We start from the raw sequence: 18,202 nt of genomic DNA, 5'->3' as shown, positions 1-18,202 counted from the left end.
GCTCAAATATTCGTATAATAGCTTTCTGACTCCTTAACTTTGATCCTATTCTTTATGCCTATTACTGCTTTGACTGACGCGTTTGACCCTATTAACCAGCAGTTGTTTCCTATCCAAAATGCCGAGCGGCGTTGGCTAGCGCCTGTCCATGGGGCGGTCAGCAGCTTATGGTTGGCAAGCTTGGTGCAAACACCGATGTGGAATGTTGCCGAGCGCCTAAAAGTCGTTGTGGCACGTGACCAAAACCAACTTAATCAAATAGAGACTGAGCTGGCATTTTGCGGAGTCGATGCTTATGTGTTCCCTGACTGGGAGACACTGACTTATGATGAGCTATCTCCGCATCAAGACATCGTCAGTGAGCGTATAAATCTGTTGACGGATATGCCAAAAACGGGCGTGCTGCTTATTTCAATACAAGCCCTCATGCATCGCGTCGCACCGCCAAGTTGGTTAATTGGTCAGCATTTTGATTTGAGTGTCGGCGATCGTTTTGATATCAATACCCAGCGAGGGCTACTGGCAAAAGCAGGTTACCGAGCGGTTGAAAACGTTTTTGAGCCAGGTGAGTTTGCGGTACGTGGCAGTATTATTGATATTTTTGCCATGGGTCAACCTTTTCCGCTACGTTTAGACTTGTTCGATGACGAAATTGAAACCATTCGTTTTTTCCATCCTCAAACGCAGCGTACATTGGCTGCTGATGATTTGAAGGCGATGTTAACGGGCAACGATACCAGTATGGCGAAAGAGTCATTGTCACTACTGCATAAGATGCCAGATATCTCTAAACCTATCGAACAATTTCAAATCTTGCCTGCAAAAGAGTTTCCGCTCGATGAAGGGCGTGAGACCTTCCGCACAAACTTTGCTGCGCTGTTCCCTAATACTAGTAGTCGCAAGTCTGAGCTGTACAAAGATGTGATGGCAGGGATTGCCAGTAGTGGGCTTGAGTATTATCAGCCGCTATTTTTTAACTTAAAAGATTGGGAAGCAGAGAGTAGCTTATTTTCCTATTTACCAAGCGATGCGTTGTTTATCACCGATGAATTAATCAATGAAAAACAAGCCGATTACTGGTCACAAATCCAGCGCCGTTACGAAGAGCGTCGCCATGATATTGATAAGCCTATCGTAGAGCCAGCAATGTTGTATCTATTATCTAACGCGCTTAATGAACAGCTCAATCAATATCCACGAGTTATATTAAGTGCTCGTGATGAACTGGCTACGATGAATGATGTGGCAGTGCCAGAAAGTATAGATGCCTCACAAATACCATTGCCATCGAGTGTCACTAAACAACAAGGACTGGTGACATTAAGTGCTCAAGAGCCGCCACAATTAGCAGTTAATCATCAAAAGTCTGAACCATTATCCGAATTGCTCGACTTCTTGGATACGCAATCAAAGACTTCAACACCCGTACTAATCGTTGCGGAAACCGCAGGCCGTCGTGAGATTCTAATCGAACTGTTCAAAGGTAAGATTGATATCAAGGCATATGATAGCTTTGAAGCCTTTCTAGCCGCAGATAAAACCAGCGCCGTTAATAACAGTCATCTACCGCATGTCGGTCTGACCGTAGCGCCAATTGAGCGCGGTGTCTACGTGCCTGAGCGTTTGGTACTGATTAGCGAGACACAGCTGTTCGGTCGTCAAGTCTTACAGACGCGCCGTCGTCGCCAAAGCGGGGTATCAGAAGAGTTCTTAGTCAAGAGTGTCACTGAAATAACAGATGGCAGTCCAGTGGTACATATTGAGCATGGTATCGGTCGTTATAATGGCTTGATTACCTTAGATGTGGGCGATGGCGAGCAAGAGTTTATCCACCTAAAATATTCTGATGACGCTAGTATCTATGTGCCAGTTGCTAATCTGCAAATGATTAGTCGCTATAGTGGCGGTGATCCTGCCTTAGCACCGCTACATAAGATTGGTAGTGGAAAATGGGACCGAGCCAAGCAAAAAGCATTAGAGCAAATTCATGATGTCGCTGCTGAACTACTCAATATGCAGGCAAGACGTGAGGCCAAAGTTGGCATTCATTTTAAGATAGACCCATCGCAATATGAGCTATTTGCCAGTCAGTTTGCCTTTGAAGAAACCGCTGATCAAGCCAATGCCATTCATGCAGTCATGGAAGACATGAGACAAAACCAACCGATGGATCGTCTCATTTGTGGCGACGTTGGTTTTGGTAAAACAGAGGTCGCGATGCGAGCCGCGTTTATTGCCGTTAGTGCTGGCTATCAGGTTGCCGTACTGGTGCCTACCACATTGCTTGCCGGTCAACATGAAGACAACTTCCGCGATCGTTTTGCAGATTGGCCAGTCCGTATCGAGAGCTTATCGCGCTTTGGCGGCAAAAAACATCAAGAAATGGTATTGGCTGATTTGGCCGCTGGTAAAGTGGACATTGTTATTGGTACTCATAAACTGCTACAACCGGATGTGAAATTTGCCAACCTTGGCCTGATGATTGTTGATGAAGAGCATCGCTTTGGAGTGCGTCATAAAGAGCGTATCAAGGCCATTCAAACAGATGTGGATAGCATGTCTATGACGGCGACTCCGATCCCTAGAACGCTTAATATGGCGCTCTCAGGTATGCGTGATATGTCGATCATCGCCACACCGCCTGCTCGTCGTCTTGCGATAAAAACTTTTGTGATGCAAAAGACAGAAGCTTTGATGAAAGAAGCCATATTGCGTGAGCTTCTGCGCGGTGGGCAAGTCTATCTGCTACACAATGATGTTGCTAGTATTGAGCGTATGGCAGAAACCATTCGTGACCTAGTGCCAGAAGCGCGAGTAGGAGTAGCCCATGGGCAAATGCAAGAGCGCCAGCTTGAGCAGATCATGCAGCAGTTTTATCACAAAAAGTTCAACGTGTTGGTTTGCTCTACCATTATCGAGACGGGTATTGATGTGCCCAATGCCAATACGATCATCATTGAGCGTGCAGATAAGTTTGGTCTGGCGCAATTGCATCAGCTGCGAGGCCGAGTAGGACGCAGTCACCATCAAGCGTACTGTTACTTACTAGTGCCTTCTCTGAAAGGTCTTAAAGGTGATGCTAAGCGCCGTTTGCATGCGATTGAACGCGCCAATACATTAGGTGCAGGCTTTATGCTGGCAAGTGAGGATTTAGAAATTCGCGGTGCAGGGGAGATATTGGGTAAGCAGCAAAGTGGCAATATGCAGGCGATTGGTTTTAGCTTATACATGGATATGCTGGAGCGTGCGACTAAAGCTATTAAAGCTGGCAAGGAACCTGATTTAAATACACCATTGTCGCTAACCAGTGAAATCAACTTACACAGCTCTGCTCTCATTCCAGAAGAGTATCTACATGACGTGCATCAGCGCTTATTGTTTTACAAACGTATTAGCAATACCGATGATAAAGAGGCATTGACGGATATTCGTACGGAGATGATAGATCGCTTTGGGTCACTGCCAGATCAAACCAAGCAATTATTCGCTATTCATGGATTACGTTTACAAGCAGAACCGCTTAAGATTAACAAAATTGATGCCAACAGTAGTAGTATGACGCTGGAGTTTGCGCCAGATACTCCAGTTGATGCGTTAGCGATTATCAAGTTGATCCAATCAAATGGTCAGCATTATCGTATGAATGGCGCATCTGGTATCCGTTACCAAAATAGCGATAAACTGGCCACACCGCAACAGCGCGTGACGGTCATACAAGAGCTGCTGCGCTATTTTAGCGAGCACATGGTGACAGAGCCTGCTTAGTATATAGCTGGTTGTCAAGTAGGCTAGGTAGTTAATCTAAGCCAATAAATCATGGTGCTATTTTATCAACCAGATAACTGATAAAATAGCCAAACTAACTTTTTAACCTTCTGTATTTTATTTGCATTAAACAACAAGAGAACCGTCATTATGTTCCAACTTCATCATAAACTTGCTGCTGATAGTTTTTTAGTGGGGGATTTTCCATTATCCACTTGTCGTTTAATCAATGACTGCCAATTTCCTTGGCTTATATTGGTGCCACGTGTATCCGGTATCAAAGAGTTATATGAGCTGTCTGAGGCAGACCAAACACAGTTCTTACGAGAGTCCAGCTGGTTGTCGAGTCAGTTAGCTAAAACCTTTCAAGCCGATAAAATGAATGTGGCCGCTCTTGGCAATCAAGTGCCACAGCTTCATTTTCATCATATTGTCCGTTATCAAAATGACATGCAATGGCCAAACCCAGTATGGGGTGTGCCAGCGGTGCCATATAATAAAGAAGTGTTGGCGCAAATGCAGCAAACATTGATGATGGCATTACGTGGTCATCACCAAATGCCGTTTGATTGGCAAATGTAATTATCAATCTATCCTGCATTCAATAAGGATAGATTGCACCTTAATTTTATAGGTAAAAAGAGAGGCCAAATACTTAAATGTATCTGGTCTCTCTTTTTATTTAAATTTGAATAAAAGTGTAAAGGAGGGAATAAACTAGACAAAAGGTCGCCTCGTAGTCATCAGTAACCTTGTTTAAACTTATTTCGAAAGTATAATATATTATTAGATATATCTTATGATAAATCGTCATAAGGACAAATAACGTACATATGTTAGTGTAGTATGCCTTTGTCTCTCAGATAGCTCACCTTATTCAAGTGAATCTCATATGACCTTCTCAGAGACATTCAAACCAATGACGCCGTTAAAGGACACCGGGACATGTCATTTTGACTATCCAGAAGTGTTCGTGTTAATACTGACGGTTGTTTTGCGTGCTATATACTACGACTTCCGCTCTATCTCAATGGCATTATTGGTTATTATCACATTGCCAAGCCTCATGATCCTGATATACAACTACCGACGTCAGACCAGCTTTTGGACGTCTAATATCGTTATTATTCTATTATCGGTTGTCATCGGCTCACTACAATGCTGTACGGTCATATCAATCAGTTTGGCTGCTTTGATTGGTGTACGTATCATTCTTAGCCGACCTGAGAATCACCTCAGACTGTTATCTGTATCTGTCGTGACGATCATTGTATTTTTCTACGTTAGCACAGTCTTAAATGCGAATAGTATGGACTTTGATGAAGGTCTATTACCATTGATAGTAATGGTGGCAAGCTTAGGCGTTATTTTGTACCAGTTCAGGCGTATCTATCAGCAACATATTACTTTTAAAGTACGTGCCCATCAGGCTAGTGGACGCCTGAATACGATGGTATCAGTGATCAATAAACTGACTCGATTTGTGCCACCACAAATTTGGGAGCCTATTGTCAAATCGGATAGCCCTGTTAAGGTTTCTAATAAACGCGCAAAAATAACTATCATGTTTTCAGATATTGTCGGCTTTACCGAGCTGTCTGATAGTCTAAGCTCTGATAATTTGGCAGATATTCTCAATACTTATATGCATTGCATGACGTCGATCGCTGACAAACATGGTGCAGTGCTTGATAAGTTTATTGGTGATGGCATGGTATGTTTTTTTGGTGAACCTAATAGCCGTGGCTCGCGTCAAGATGCACTAGATTGTGTGGCGATGGCAATTGATATGCGCCGAGAAATGCGCACCTTACGCCAGAAATGGCGGTTGATGGGGTTTGAAGGCTTATATATACGTGTTGGTATCACAACTGGCTACTGCCACGTTGGTAATTTTGGTAGTAATAGTCGATTAAGCTATACCATCATTGGTAAAGAAGCCAACCTAGCTTCTAGGCTTGAGTCCTGTGCGGGCAAAGATCAGATATTGGTCAGTGAAAGCACTTACGATTATATTTGCCATAACTATGAGTGCGAGCACGTTGCCGCATTTTGCTTGAAAGGTATTGATGAAAAGGTCGATGCATGGCAAGTACTCGATCCTAGTGCCAGTACAGGTCATTTATCTAAATGGGTCGACCACACATTACCTGGTTTCAATTTGCATTTGAATTTTAAAGATATGAAAGACAATGATTATCAAGATATTAGAGCTCGTTTAAATTTTGCGCTGGAACGCATAGAGCAAGAGGAAGAAAAAGTAGTAAAGAGCATAGCTGCAGAAAGTAAGCGTGAGAACGCCAATCGCAAGTAAGCGTTTCAAGTTTAATGTCTCAAATTCCTATATAGAAAAAGGCCAGCTATCACATAGCTGGCCTTTTTTAATCTTAACTAGAAAGTATCATCAGTGTTTAATGATTTTCCTTAGCATGATTGAGGGTATATTTAGGAACTTCGATGGTCAAGTCTTCATCATCAAGCATGACCTGACAAGATAAACGTGAATCAGGCTCTAGTCCCCAAGCACGATCAAGTAGATCAGCTTCAATATCATCCATCTCATCTAAACTGTTGAAACCCTTACGTACTACAACATGGCATGTAGTACAAGCTTTCGACATCTCACAGGCATGCTCGATTTTAATGCCTTTTTCTAGTAGTGCTTTGCATAAGTTTTCACCAGCTTGCAACTCAACTTCTGCGCCTTCAGGGCAGATTTCGTGATGGGGTAGTACGGTAACTTTTGGCATAAATTATCTGTCCGATGCTAATCAATTTAAAAAATATTAGAAGTTAGCTTAACGTGTTAGCTAAGCTATATATGTCGATGTATTTATTACCAGTCTTTGGCACTAGTACCGGCCATACTGGTCTTGACGCTCTGATTCATAATACGTGCAGCAAAGGCATCACTATGCGGCTTAAGCTGAGCTTGTTGTGCTTCAATAAGCGCTAAGTCATCAGTGCTAAGAGAATTACGTAACGCTTGTATATGCTTTGCTAGTGACTGTTGTTCTTCGACAGAGAGTAATGCTGCAAATTCTTTAAGTGCTGACTCTAGGGCAAGTACTTCACGTTCCGCTTCTACTTTGGTCTCAATTAAAGAACGCGCGTTTTTGTCTTCTTCTGCGTGTTTAAACCCTGCAACAAGCAACTGTTCTTTCTGCTCATCTGATAGACCATAAGAAGGCACAATCTCGATTTTGCTTTCTGTTTTAGTCGTAGTTTCTTGTGCACTGACAGTAAGCTGACCATTAGCGTCAATACTAAAAGTGACTTCGATACGAGCAAATCCAGCTTTCATTGGCGGGATACCATACAGCTCAAAACGTCCAAGCGACCGACAGTTTTCTACCGTTTCGCGCTCACCTTGCACCACGTGAATCACCATACCTGTTTGACCATCTTGATACGTGGTAAATACTTGACGTTTCTTCACAGGGATTGGCGTATTGCGTGGGATAAGTACTTCGACCAAACCACCCATGGTCTCAAGACCTAATGATAATGGCGTCACGTCCAATAACAATAAATTATTATCACTATCACCATTAACCAATTGGTGGGCAGTCTGAGCAGCACCTAAAGCAACGACCTCATCTGGATTCAGACGACAAAGTGGCTGCTTAGCAAAAAACTCAGTCACAACTTTCTGCACTGCAGGCATACGAGTCGAACCGCCCACTAAGATAACTTCATCTAGGTCTGTAGTAGACAGCTTGGCATCGCGTAGGACTTGTTCGCACACACTTAGCGTACGGCGACTAACAGGCTCTACGATAGTTAGCACATCTGTACGGCTTAATACGCCTTGATAAGACTGACCATTGACACTAACACTGATATCTACTTGTTCAGCATCAGTCAATGCTTGTTTATAAGCTTTGGCTTGTTGAGCTAGTATTGATTTGTCATGCAGGCTTACGTCTTTTGGATCGATATTTAATTGTCTAATAATCCAATTGGTAATAAGACGATCGATATCATCGCCGCCTAGTGCACTATTACCACCAGTTGCCAATACTTCAAAGACGCCATCGGTAAGCTTTAAGATAGAGACGTCAAAAGTACCACCGCCCAAATCATAGATTAAGTAATAGCTTTCTTTTTGACTGTCTTCTGATGATTGATCAAGCCCATAAGCGACTGCCGCCGCTGTTGGTTCATTCAACAAGCGAAGTACGTTGATACCCGCTGCTTGAGCGGCATCTTTGGTTGCTTGACGCTGTGCTTCATCAAAATAAGCGGGAACCGTAATCACGGCACCTTCAATACTATCTGCAGGTAAGGCGCTTGCTGCACGCTGCTCAAGAGCGGCTAATATACGCGCCGATACTGCAACAGGAGAAACCTCGCCTTGAGCCGTTACAAATGCAGGCATATCATCTTTATTGCCAGATAACTCATAAGGATGAGAAAATTTTATATCAGCTTGACTACGACCCATAAAACGCTTAGCCGAGACGATCGTATTTTTTGGATCATCCGCTAAATGCGCTAGGGCGTCATAGCCAACCAATGGCGTGCCAGTCGCTGGATAATAGACAACAGACGGTAATAATGTATCTGTCGCTGCGCCTGCCTCTAAGACTTGTGCCTTACCTGAACGCACTACCGCAACCAATGAGCGTGTAGTACCAAGGTCGATGCCCAAGCCGAATTTATGTTGGTGAGGTTGAGCGCTTTGATTGGGTTCAGCAATTTGCATTAAAGACATAAGAATAACTCAGAGATAAAATTAATAAGTGAAATGGAGCAAATATAGCATATGCAGTAAGAGAGCTTAACGTCGGTAATCTCATTCCATGGAATACGGATTCTGACAGTTTGATGCGCTTAGACTCAAAGATTATACGGTATCACGGTCACCATTTTAACCAAATATACAGAATTTAGCTTGTTAGTGAGAGCCATAACTACAGATGTTTAAACGTATAAGTCATCGTCATCTGAATGCGATGAATTTGCAACATCATCAAGCCCAGTCGTCACATCAGCATTTAGCTTAACCAAAAACTTTAGTTTCTGTGTCGCATCAATCGCTGTTTGCCAATCTTGATTTTGATAAGCACTATTAAAGCGTTCAGATTGATTTGCTAGACGCTCTGTAATCTGAGGGTGTAATTGCTGCAAGGCTGCAAGATCTTTGTCTTCGATAGCATCATCTAGATCCATACGCATCTGCATCGCATCTTCCAAAAAGTCCAAATCTGCGATTGAGTGCTCTATATTTTGTGCTTGATCCGCCATCTCTAATAAATAACCAGCACGGCTATCAGGAGCGCTTAGCGTTTGGTACGCCTGATTAATTAAAGCCGACGCTTTTTCAGAATGCAACTGTGCTTGAACCATATCGGTCTGATTTTTGGCGACATTATCAGGATGATAGCGTTTCTGCAGCAGGCGCAAACGTTGTTCTAGATTGCTTTGGTTGATTTCAAATTGTACAGGCTGCTCAAATAGGGCAAAGAAGTTATCAAACTGTGGTTCTGAAGTAATATCTATCATAATCCGATGCCTTGCTTTTTTATTTATTTTAAAGTCATGACCTAGCTAAGAATACTGAATCGCTTGGGTACTCAATTACATTAACCTTTCTTCATAGCGATAGCAGAAATACTGTACTATTCTTATGAAAGCTTGTTGAAGCATAAATCTATCAGTTTTTAGCCATTGAACAATTAAACTGTGAAAGACTCACCGCAACCACATTCACCTTTTTGGTTAGGGTTGGTGAATTTAAAGCCTTCGTTTAAACCTTCTTTTTCGTAATCCATTAACAAGCCGTCTAAATATACTAGGCTTTTAGGATCAATAAAGATGCTAACGCCGCGACTTTCATAACGCGTGTCGTTTTCATCAGGGGTATCTACAAACTCTAAAACGTAAGCTAAGCCCGAGCAACCCGCCGTACGGATACCAACTCGAATGCCTTCGCCTTTGCCGCGATTGTCCAAAAAGTCTCGAACATGCTGAGCGGCGCGTTCTGTCATTTCAATCATGCCAACTCCCATTGACTATTAATCATAAATATCAATAAAAAAATCTAGATAAACTGACAATCAGAATTACAAGATTGCCAAAAGTGTAGGCTTGCGACTATTAGAAAACAAAAGGTGACAATTACATAAGTGTCATTGTCACCTCTTTAGCGTCAGTAGCGATTACACATTGCTACTTTAGCGTTGCTAGTACAACGTAGCGCATACGCTAGCAGGCTTAGCCTAGCTTAGATCGCAGCTTCTTCTGCTGGAGCTGCTACGCCATGCTTACCTTTATAGTCGCTAATAGCGGCTTTAATAGCGTCTTCTGCAAGTACAGAGCAATGCACTTTTACTGGTGGTAATGCTAGCTCTTGAGCGATATCATTGTTTTTGATTTCGCCAGCTTGATCCAAGCTTTTGCCTTTTAGCCACTCAGTAACAAGCGAGCTTGAAGCAATCGCTGAACCGCAGCCATAAGTCTTGAAACGTGCATCTTCGATAATACCATTATCGTCGACTTGGATTTGTAGACGCATTACATCGCCACATGCTGGGGCACCGACCATACCGGTACCAACGTTTTTGGCGTTTTTATCAAGATTACCAACGTTGCGTGGGTTTTCGTAATGATCAATAACTTGGTCACTATAGGCCATGGGGTTTTCTCCTAGTTAGATGATGAGTAGTCGTTTATCAACTTTAAATGTCTAACTACTCATCGATAATTGGGGTCAAACGCTTAATTTAATTGTCTGATCAATTGTTTAATAAATATATTGCTAGCTATACTAAAAAGCTATATTAGAAATTAATGCTCAGCCCACTCGACTGAGTTTAAATCAACACCTTCTTGGTACATATCCCAAAGTGGTGATAGGGCACGTAATTTATCAACAGCTTCATGCATCTGTTTGATAACAGTATCGATGTCTTCGTCAGTAGTATAACGGCCAAAGCTAAAGCGAATTGAGCTATGTGCCAATTCATCTGGACGACCGATTGCACGTAGTACATATGATGGCTCAAGCGTCGCTGACGTACAGGCTGAACCTGATGATACCGCTAAGTCTTTAAGTGACATCATCAATGACTCGCCTTCAACGAAGTTAAAGCTGATGTTTACGATGTTTGGTACGCTATTCTCAAGATCACCATTTAAATAAATCTCTTCGATGTCTTGTAGGCCATCCCAAAGCTTTTGACGTAGTTTGGCTGCATGTGCATGGTCGGCTTCATAGCTTTCATTAGCTAAAGCAAATGCTGCGCCTAGACCAACGATCTGATGCGTTGGTAGAGTACCTGAACGCATACCGCGCTCATGACCACCGCCATGTTGCTCAGCTTTCAAGCGAATACGTGGCTTACGACGAACAAACAATGCGCCGATACCTTTAGGGCCGTATGCTTTATGACCTGAGAAGCTCATCAAATCAATTTTCATTTCTTCAAGATTGATTTTTACTTTACCAACAGACTGTGCGCCATCAACATGGAAAACTACGCCAGCTTCGCGAGTGATTTCACCAATCGCTGCAACATCAGTAATAGTACCAAGCTCATTATTCACCATCATAAGTGATACTAAAATCGTATCATCACGTAGTGCTTCTTTTACTTGCTCTGGCAAGATAAGACCTGTACTTGGCTGTGGCTCAAGATACGTAATTTCAAAACCTTCTTGCTCAAGCTCACGGCAAGTATCTAATACAGCTTTGTGCTCAATTTTACTGGTAATGATATGTTTGCCACGAGACTGATAAAAATGTGCTGCACCTTTAATGGCTAGGTTATCAGATTCAGTCGCACCAGAAGTAAAGACGATTTCGCGTGGATCAGCGTTGATAACTTCAGCAACTTGACCGCGAGCAGTTTCTACTGCTTCTTCCGCTTGCCAGCCGTAACCATGTGAGCGTGAAGCTGGGTTACCAAAGACACCATCTACAGTCAAATACTCGCTCATTTTAGCAGCTACTGATTTAGCAACTGGGGTAGTGGCGGCATAATCTAAGTATATAAGGTTGTTATGTTGGCTCATGCTGGGTTTGCCTCGCTGTTCGATAGAGTAATAGTATTAATGTCTTTTATGGAAATATCTTTTGTAGAGGTGTGCTGACGCTCTGAGACTGACTGCACGTTTTCCATATCTAATAATTGCGCTAATGTTATATTTTTCAAGTACTGTTCGATATGATTTGATAGTGCACACCACAGATCGTGAGTTAGGCACATTGTACCACCTTGACAGTCACCGCGTCCTTCACACTGCATCGCGTTTACTGACTCATCAACCGCAGATATGATGCTCATCACATCTATCTCATTCAATGGCTTAGCTAGGTGATAACCACCTGCAGCACCGCGAATACTCGTGACAAGGCCACGTTTGCGGAGCTTAGAAAATAACTGTTCAAGGTACGAGATTGAAATCGATTGCCGTTTGGCGATATCGGATAATGATACAGCACTGTCTTGTTGGCTGGTCTGTAATGCCAAATCTAATAATGCGGTAACAGCGTATCTGCCCCGAGTAGTCAAACGCATGTGTTATCTCCAAACTTGATGTCATTTATGTTTAACAACGATCTTAGCAAAGGTTTGAATCAGCGCTCATAAGATAAAAAGAGCAACCAATAATACGTCAGCTAAGTTTTGTCTTATCGTTATTGAACAACAGATGATTAACCCGATGTGTGCAACGATTAAGGTAATTATACTTAATCCCGAGTAATTTAGTCAAGATTAAAGTGTGGTTCAATGGTTAATCAAGCTTATTGCTGTAATTGATAAAAACAATGATGTTTAGAAGAGATATATGAGTGAGACACAAGCAGCTTAATTTGTCTGCTACAGATACATTTAACGAAGTAAAAAATAAGCGTTCAATATCTATAGAAGACATTGAACGCTTATTTATAGGTAATTCAGCGAAACAAAACTAATTCATCAATAGTGCGATAACTGAGCCGATCATAATCACAAGGGCGACAACAGTGACAATCATCAACGTTTTTTGCTTGCTCTGAAGCTCTCTCACGGTTGTTTCAAGTTCACGGTTTTTAATGGTCAAGGTATTAATCTGTGTTTGCTGTTCTTTAATACGAAGTTTGTAGTTGTTCTTTTTTTCTTCCAGATCAGCTTCTGTAGGTTTGGTTTTAGTCTTGCCACCTTTTATCTTTTTAATCAGACCTTGAATCAAGCTGCCAAGCCCAAGTTGCATAATAAATTGTTTGACCAGTTGTACTTGAATCGACTCACCGCGCATCTGTAGCTTTTCGGTGGTTTCGCTATCATGAGTGGTGATGGCGTTGATAACTTGAATGCTGTAGGCATTGATAACCACGTCAGGCTCACTACGACCAATCGGCAGTTGCGCATCTAGTAACACGCCTTTGGTACTAAAGGTGGCAAATACTTCTACATGCGGTAAATACAAGCGAAGCGCCACCACGGTGCCTTGCTTGGCGAGCGGATAAGCGGCCTTACGCAGTTCAGGATCCAAACGTAACAGTAATGTCAGCGCCGACTCGATAAATACTAAAATGATATTAAGAAAAGAGTGAGACAACGTAGAACGCTTCATGTAAGTAATCCGTTTTTTATTTAGCAAGTTTTAGATATTGAGCAAACAGAAGTCTGTATTTGTCCAAGGCTTGCAGTGATATTTTGCTTATAGTAACGTCTTTATAATAAAAAGTAACGCTAGTTTCTGTAGTGGCTAAATTATTACATTACAATTTAGCAGTCAATAAAGACACTCTTATTTATGACCAGCAATATACAAACTTAATGCATAGCAATGCACAGACGGCAATTGACAAATCTGTCAAAGCGTAGAAAATAGGAAAGCCAATCGTCTCAGTTATGCAGAGCCACTTATATATAAATTCCTAACGCTTTGCGTAACATTAGGTGTCAAATACGTAGTATAGAGCACAAAAATATGTAAAATCGCTTGCGCTCCTTATGCTGCCTTGATATAAAGACGATAACAAAGAAGAACCTGTTAATGCGCCAGTTAGGTAGTTTTTATTGCGTAAGCACCATGAGAGCGTTACAATACTTGGCGTGAGCATTTATTACCCCCTTAAACTTGAAGGAAATTTTATGAATAAGTCAGAATTAATTGATAGCATCGCAGACAAAAGTGGTCTAAATAAAACCCAAGCTGGTGATGCACTAAACGCTGTTATGGAAAGTGTTGGCGAAGCGCTAGAAGCTGGCGATAGCATCTCATTAGTTGGCTTTGGTACTTTCAGTGTAAAAGATCGCAAAGCACGCACTGGTCGCAACCCTAAGACTGGCGAAGAGCTAAGCATTCCAGCAAGCAAAGTACCAAGCTTCAAAGCTGGTAAAAACTTAAAAGAGCGCTTGAACTAAGCCGCCTTTTTAAGCGTAAAATGATAGTCGGTGGTCTATAGCTGAAGTAATGAGCTAACCATTGAAGAGAGCACCTAATATTTAGGTGCTTTTTTTATCGCTATAGTTTGTATCATGCGTCGTGAATATTTTGAGTCTGCATGAAAAATCACGTATCATAGGGCGCGCGATAGGTGTGTCATTTAAGTCAGATTTCTTTAGTAAATTTTGTTTTTTACTATAAAATGCATACGCTCTTACTCTTACTCTTACCATTGCTAGCTTAAATAGTACTGATATTGACAGGTTGCACTCAACAGCTCGTAACAGTATTACAATGGTTTTTCATCAATATAGGTTAATAAAGCAGAGATAACTATGGATAAATTGCGCGATTTCTTAAAAAGCTGGCCAGGTCGCATTTTATTGATTTTATGCCTATCGCCGCTCGCTCTCTTGGGTGTCGAAAGCTATTTTGGCGGCAACGTCGATCCCAACCAGATTGCGCAGGTAGGTGAGGCAAGCGTAGGACTGTCCGAGTATCAAACTGCTGTCAATAGCCGTCGTTCTGAAGTGCTAGAGCAAGTCGAAGATGCCAGCTTGTTGAATGAAGATGTGCTTCATGAGCAAGTATTAAAAGGTCTAATCGACCGTACGTTGTTAGAGCAGCAAGCAGGTAAGCTTGGTATGACAGTCTCTGACGACACGATCAATCGCCTACTGCGTCAAGAAGAAATATTCCAAGATGCAGAGGGTAACTTTTCAAATGATCAGTTCTCAAACTTCTTGCGTCAGCGCGGCATGACCAAAAACCAGCTATTTGCAGAATTTCGCAATCAGTTAAGCTTGGATCAATTAAACGCCAGTATCGTTGGGACGGCTGTCTATCCTATGCAAGCGGTCAGTCAATTAATTGATTTGCAACTTGAGTCGCGCAACGTTTGGGTACACCGCTTTAATTGGCAGGACTATGCTGACAAAGTTAAGCTTAGCAAAACAGACATTCAGTCTTACTATGATGCTAACAAAGACACATTGAAAAGTGCAGCGATGGTTGACTTGGCGTATATCCAGCTTAGCCCGCAAACTATCAAGGTTGATGAAGTAACCACAGAAGAATTGCAGCAGCAGTATGAAGCGTATAAGCAAAGCATTTCGGCTACTGATGAGCGTAAAGTCAGTCAGATTCTGTTTACTGGTAAAGATGCTAAGACACGAGCCGACAAAGTGAAAGCACGTCTGAATAAAGGTGAAGCGTTTGCTGCGCTTGCTAAAGCAGAGTCGGACGATCCATCAGGTGAAACAGGTGGTGATATCGGACGCTTTAATCCGTCAGTGTTTGGCAGTGATGCAGATACTGTACAAGAGGCACTAGAAGGGTTGAGCGTTGGTGATGTGACTGCACCTATCAAAACCAGCTTTGGTTATCAGATATTTACGGTCACTGAAGACAATGGTAAAAAGATTCCAAGCCTAGACAGTATGCGTGAAGAGTTGACTGCAAAAGCAAAAGAATATAAACGTCAGGAAATCTATGCTGATAAAGTGACATCAATTAATGATTTGGCAGCAGATGGTTTCAGTATCGAAGATATTGCACAGCAAGAAAACGTCAGTCTAAAGCGTATCAAAGATTATCGTAAAGTAAATAATAAGTCTGCACTACCGCAGCCAGCAGTGGTTAAACAGGCATTTGATGAGTTTACTATTCAAGATCAAGCGGTAACGGCGGGCGTAGAAATTGGCAACGGTACCGTATGGTTACAGCCAAGCAATTATCGTCCTACTAAGACGCTTGCTCTAGCAAATGCAACTCCAAGAATTACTCAAATACTTCGTCAGCAGAAAGCGACAGCATTAGCTTTAAAAGACGCTAAAGCATTGGCTGCTGGTATCAAGACGCCAGCTGATATGAGTAAGCAATCGGTAAGCTTCCAAGCACTGGGTGAGATTAACCGTCAAACGACGCAGCTAACGGACAAAGAGCGCGGATTGGCCTTTAGTCAGCAAGCCGCTGATAATGGCGTCGTCGCGATTGCTAGTGAGACTGAGATGGGTGCAACGCTACTGGTTGGAGACCGTATTAAAACTGAACAGCAGTCACCACTGTCTGATATGCAAAGAGCGCAAACAGCCAGTATTATTCGTGACAATTTAGGCCAAGACCAGTTGCAAGACTATTTAGATTATCTACGTATGGTGTATACGGTTGAGATTAATGAAAGCAATATGGCAAACGCGCAAGGACGCTAAGTATTTGCTAGATTCTTATTTTTAGACGTAAAAAAGCCACCGTATCAATTGATACAGTGGCTTTTTTTTGAGAGATGCTTTAACGATAATTATCACGAATATTATATAGACTGGGATTAGTCGCATTAATAAATACAGCTGCTGCGACTAATCCCAGTCTTAAATTAATAGGTGATTGTTTAATGGCGGAAATGGCGCATGCCAGTAAATACCATCGCGATACCATGCTCATTAGCAGCAGCAATGGTCTCGTCATCACGCATAGAGCCACCTGGCTGAATGATAGCAGAAATACCTACTTCAGCAGCATTGTCGATGCCATCACGGAAAGGGAAGAACGCATCTGATGCCATAACAGCACCTTCAGTTGCTAGTCCAGCATGTTCTGCTTTGATAGCAGCAATACGTGCTGAGTTAACGCGGCTCATTTGGCCTGCGCCAACACCGATAGTACGTTGGCCTTTTGCATAGACAATGGCATTAGATTTAACGTATTTTGCCACGTTCCAGCTGAACAGTAGATCTGCCACTTGCGCTTCAGTTGGTTGTACATCAGTGACGATTTTTAGGTCGTTAGCCGTGATTAAACCAAGGTCTTGCTCTTGTACCAGTAAGCCACCGTTAACGCGTTTATAGTCAAGTTGAATATCACGCTGATCTGGTGCTGGTAGCTCGCCGCATACCAATACGCGTACGTTTTTCTTAGTGGCTGTCGCTTCAAGTACACCGTCTTCGATACTAGGCGCAATGATTACTTCTACGAACTGATTGTCGATAATGGCTTTTGCAGCAGCAAGCGTCAACGGACGGTTGAATGCGATGATACCGCCGAAAGACGATTCAGGATCGGTGCTAAAAGCAGTACGATAAGCAGCTACTTGGTCATTATCAACCGCAACACCGCAAGGGTTGGCATGCTTAACGATAACGCAAGCAGGCGCGCTGAAAGCTTTAACGCACTCAAGCGCAGCATCGGTATCAGCGATGTTGTTATAAGATAGCGCTTTGCCTTGTAACTGCTTAGCCGTTGCGATTGAAGCTTGTTTGCTTTTTAAAGGCTGGTTTTCAGTATAGAAAGCCGCGTTTTGATGCGGGTTTTCACCGTAGCGTAGGTCTTGTGCTTTTTCAAGCTGTACATTGAATGTACGTGGGAAGTTTTCTGGTTCTTGAGTTTCGTTGACACGGCTACCTAAGAAGTTGGCAATCATACCGTCGTACTGTGCAGTATGCTCAAACGCCTTTACTGCCAAGTCATAACGCAAAGCGGTTGTCAGTTCGGTGCCACCATCTAAGGCGTTAAGTACACGGTCATAATCAGCTGGATCAGTGACGATACCTACATGAGCGTGGTTTTTCGCTGCTGAACGTACCATGGTAGGGCCACCAATATCGATGTTTTCGATAGCGTCGTTCATAGTTACGTCAGCACGTGCGATCGTTTCAGCAAACGGATATAAGTTCACGACGACTAAGTCGATACGTTCGATCGCATGATCACTCATTACTGCATCGTCTGTACCGCGGCGTCCTAAGATGCCACCATGAATCTTAGGATGCAGCGTTTTAACACGGCCATCCATCATTTCAGGAAAGCCTGTGTAATCTGATACTTCAGTCACATTGACGTTGTTTTCTGTGAGCAGACGATAAGTACCGCCAGTAGATAATAAACCAAAACCTGCTTTGAGAAGGCCTTGAGCAAACTCGACGATATTAGACTTATCGGAGACCGATAGTAGGGCAAGTGGGGTTGTACTCATAAGAAATTTTCCATAAAAAAAGCCTGACGTAAACGTCTGGCAAGGTGATGATGACAATGGTATGCCGTATCATGATAGATAAAG

At 42.6% G+C, this 18,202-nt stretch carries 14 protein-coding genes; 5 read left to right on the top strand and 9 right to left on the bottom strand.

What is annotated here, in order from left to right:
- Nucleotides 1–54: 54 nt before the first annotated feature.
- The 3 genes from mfd to Q0788_RS04020 all read left to right on the top strand — a co-directional run bounded on the left by mfd (nt 55) and on the right by Q0788_RS04020 (nt 6,079).
- On the top strand, nt 55–3,765 hold the full coding sequence (gene mfd / locus Q0788_RS04030; RefSeq protein WP_298808048.1) for a transcription-repair coupling factor: 3,711 nt from the start codon (nt 55–57) through the stop codon (nt 3,763–3,765).
- A gap of 150 nt (nt 3,766–3,915) precedes the next feature.
- Nucleotides 3,916–4,347, top strand: coding sequence for an HIT domain-containing protein (locus Q0788_RS04025; RefSeq protein ID WP_298808046.1), 432 nt, complete (start codon nt 3,916–3,918; stop codon nt 4,345–4,347).
- 310 nt (nt 4,348–4,657) lie between these two features.
- On the top strand, nt 4,658–6,079 hold the full coding sequence (locus tag Q0788_RS04020; RefSeq protein WP_191114942.1) for an adenylate/guanylate cyclase domain-containing protein: 1,422 nt from the start codon (nt 4,658–4,660) through the stop codon (nt 6,077–6,079).
- A gap of 97 nt (nt 6,080–6,176) precedes the next feature.
- On the opposite strand, the gene fdx is transcribed toward Q0788_RS04020, so the two are convergent.
- From fdx to Q0788_RS03980, 8 genes are all read right to left on the bottom strand, one after another.
- Nucleotides 6,177–6,515 carry an ISC system 2Fe-2S type ferredoxin gene (fdx, locus tag Q0788_RS04015; RefSeq protein WP_101206134.1) on the bottom strand — a complete coding sequence of 113 codons (339 nt, stop codon included), beginning with the start codon at nt 6,513–6,515 and terminating at the stop codon, nt 6,177–6,179.
- A gap of 86 nt (nt 6,516–6,601) precedes the next feature.
- Nucleotides 6,602–8,482, bottom strand: coding sequence for a Fe-S protein assembly chaperone HscA (gene hscA, locus Q0788_RS04010; RefSeq protein WP_298808044.1), 1,881 nt, complete (start codon nt 8,480–8,482; stop codon nt 6,602–6,604).
- A 209-nt stretch (nt 8,483–8,691) separates the two neighbouring features.
- On the bottom strand, nt 8,692–9,273 hold the full coding sequence (gene hscB / locus Q0788_RS04005) for a Fe-S protein assembly co-chaperone HscB (RefSeq protein WP_298808042.1): 582 nt from the start codon (nt 9,271–9,273) through the stop codon (nt 8,692–8,694).
- A 173-nt stretch (nt 9,274–9,446) separates the two neighbouring features.
- Nucleotides 9,447–9,767, bottom strand: a complete 321-nt coding sequence (gene iscA / locus Q0788_RS04000; protein WP_021814983.1) for an iron-sulfur cluster assembly protein IscA — start codon at nt 9,765–9,767, stop codon at nt 9,447–9,449.
- A gap of 227 nt (nt 9,768–9,994) precedes the next feature.
- The gene (gene iscU / locus Q0788_RS03995) at nt 9,995–10,405 is read right to left on the bottom strand and encodes a Fe-S cluster assembly scaffold IscU (RefSeq protein WP_057759218.1); all 411 of its coding nucleotides are present in this window, start codon (nt 10,403–10,405) and stop codon (nt 9,995–9,997) included.
- A gap of 152 nt (nt 10,406–10,557) precedes the next feature.
- Nucleotides 10,558–11,784, bottom strand: a complete 1,227-nt coding sequence (locus Q0788_RS03990; protein ID WP_057759220.1) for an IscS subfamily cysteine desulfurase — start codon at nt 11,782–11,784, stop codon at nt 10,558–10,560.
- Complete coding sequence (locus Q0788_RS03985; RefSeq protein WP_057759222.1) at nt 11,781–12,290, bottom strand: Rrf2 family transcriptional regulator; 510 nt, start codon at nt 12,288–12,290, stop codon at nt 11,781–11,783. The genes Q0788_RS03990 and Q0788_RS03985 overlap by 4 nt, the downstream gene beginning before the upstream one ends.
- A 394-nt stretch (nt 12,291–12,684) precedes the next feature.
- Nucleotides 12,685–13,329, bottom strand: a complete 645-nt coding sequence (locus Q0788_RS03980) for a hypothetical protein (protein WP_114700834.1) — start codon at nt 13,327–13,329, stop codon at nt 12,685–12,687.
- Nucleotides 13,330–13,853: 524 nt separating this feature from the next.
- Between Q0788_RS03980 and Q0788_RS03975 the strand changes: the two genes are divergently transcribed.
- Both Q0788_RS03975 and Q0788_RS03970 read left to right on the top strand, forming a co-directional pair.
- Nucleotides 13,854–14,126, top strand: a complete 273-nt coding sequence (locus Q0788_RS03975; protein ID WP_045445077.1) for an HU family DNA-binding protein — start codon at nt 13,854–13,856, stop codon at nt 14,124–14,126.
- Between the two features lie 357 nt (nt 14,127–14,483).
- Nucleotides 14,484–16,358, top strand: a complete 1,875-nt coding sequence (locus Q0788_RS03970; protein WP_298808039.1) for a SurA N-terminal domain-containing protein — start codon at nt 14,484–14,486, stop codon at nt 16,356–16,358.
- Nucleotides 16,359–16,537: 179 nt separating this feature from the next.
- Here Q0788_RS03970 and purH read toward each other — a convergent pair whose 3' ends face one another.
- A complete protein-coding gene (purH, locus tag Q0788_RS03965; RefSeq protein ID WP_298808037.1) occupies nt 16,538–18,118 on the bottom strand; it encodes a bifunctional phosphoribosylaminoimidazolecarboxamide formyltransferase/IMP cyclohydrolase in 1,581 nt (526 codons plus the stop codon).
- Nucleotides 18,119–18,202 lie beyond the last annotated feature (84 nt).

This window comes from uncultured Psychrobacter sp. (assembly GCF_947500265.1).
GTDB lineage: Bacteria > Pseudomonadota > Gammaproteobacteria > Pseudomonadales > Moraxellaceae > Psychrobacter.
The sequence above is the reverse complement of the archived record's forward strand: the minus strand, read 5'-3'. Positions and strand labels throughout refer to the sequence as shown.

Coding starts and splice junctions, on each gene's coding strand:
- mfd (WP_298808048.1), top strand. CDS start 55: ATGCCTATTACTGCTTTGACTGACGCGTTTGACCCTATTAACCAGCAG.
- Q0788_RS04025 (WP_298808046.1), top strand. CDS start 3,916: ATGTTCCAACTTCATCATAAACTTGCTGCTGATAGTTTTTTAGTGGGG.
- Q0788_RS04020 (WP_191114942.1), top strand. CDS start 4,658: ATGACCTTCTCAGAGACATTCAAACCAATGACGCCGTTAAAGGACACC.
- fdx (WP_101206134.1), bottom strand. CDS start 6,515: ATGCCAAAAGTTACCGTACTACCCCATCACGAAATCTGCCCTGAAGGC.
- hscA (WP_298808044.1), bottom strand. CDS start 8,482: ATGTCTTTAATGCAAATTGCTGAACCCAATCAAAGCGCTCAACCTCAC.
- hscB (WP_298808042.1), bottom strand. CDS start 9,273: ATGATAGATATTACTTCAGAACCACAGTTTGATAACTTCTTTGCCCTA.
- iscA (WP_021814983.1), bottom strand. CDS start 9,767: ATGATTGAAATGACAGAACGCGCCGCTCAGCATGTTCGAGACTTTTTG.
- iscU (WP_057759218.1), bottom strand. CDS start 10,405: ATGGCCTATAGTGACCAAGTTATTGATCATTACGAAAACCCACGCAAC.
- Q0788_RS03990 (WP_057759220.1), bottom strand. CDS start 11,784: ATGAGCCAACATAACAACCTTATATACTTAGATTATGCCGCCACTACC.
- Q0788_RS03985 (WP_057759222.1), bottom strand. CDS start 12,290: ATGCGTTTGACTACTCGGGGCAGATACGCTGTTACCGCATTATTAGAT.
- Q0788_RS03980 (WP_114700834.1), bottom strand. CDS start 13,329: ATGAAGCGTTCTACGTTGTCTCACTCTTTTCTTAATATCATTTTAGTA.
- Q0788_RS03975 (WP_045445077.1), top strand. CDS start 13,854: ATGAATAAGTCAGAATTAATTGATAGCATCGCAGACAAAAGTGGTCTA.
- Q0788_RS03970 (WP_298808039.1), top strand. CDS start 14,484: ATGGATAAATTGCGCGATTTCTTAAAAAGCTGGCCAGGTCGCATTTTA.
- purH (WP_298808037.1), bottom strand. CDS start 18,118: ATGAGTACAACCCCACTTGCCCTACTATCGGTCTCCGATAAGTCTAAT.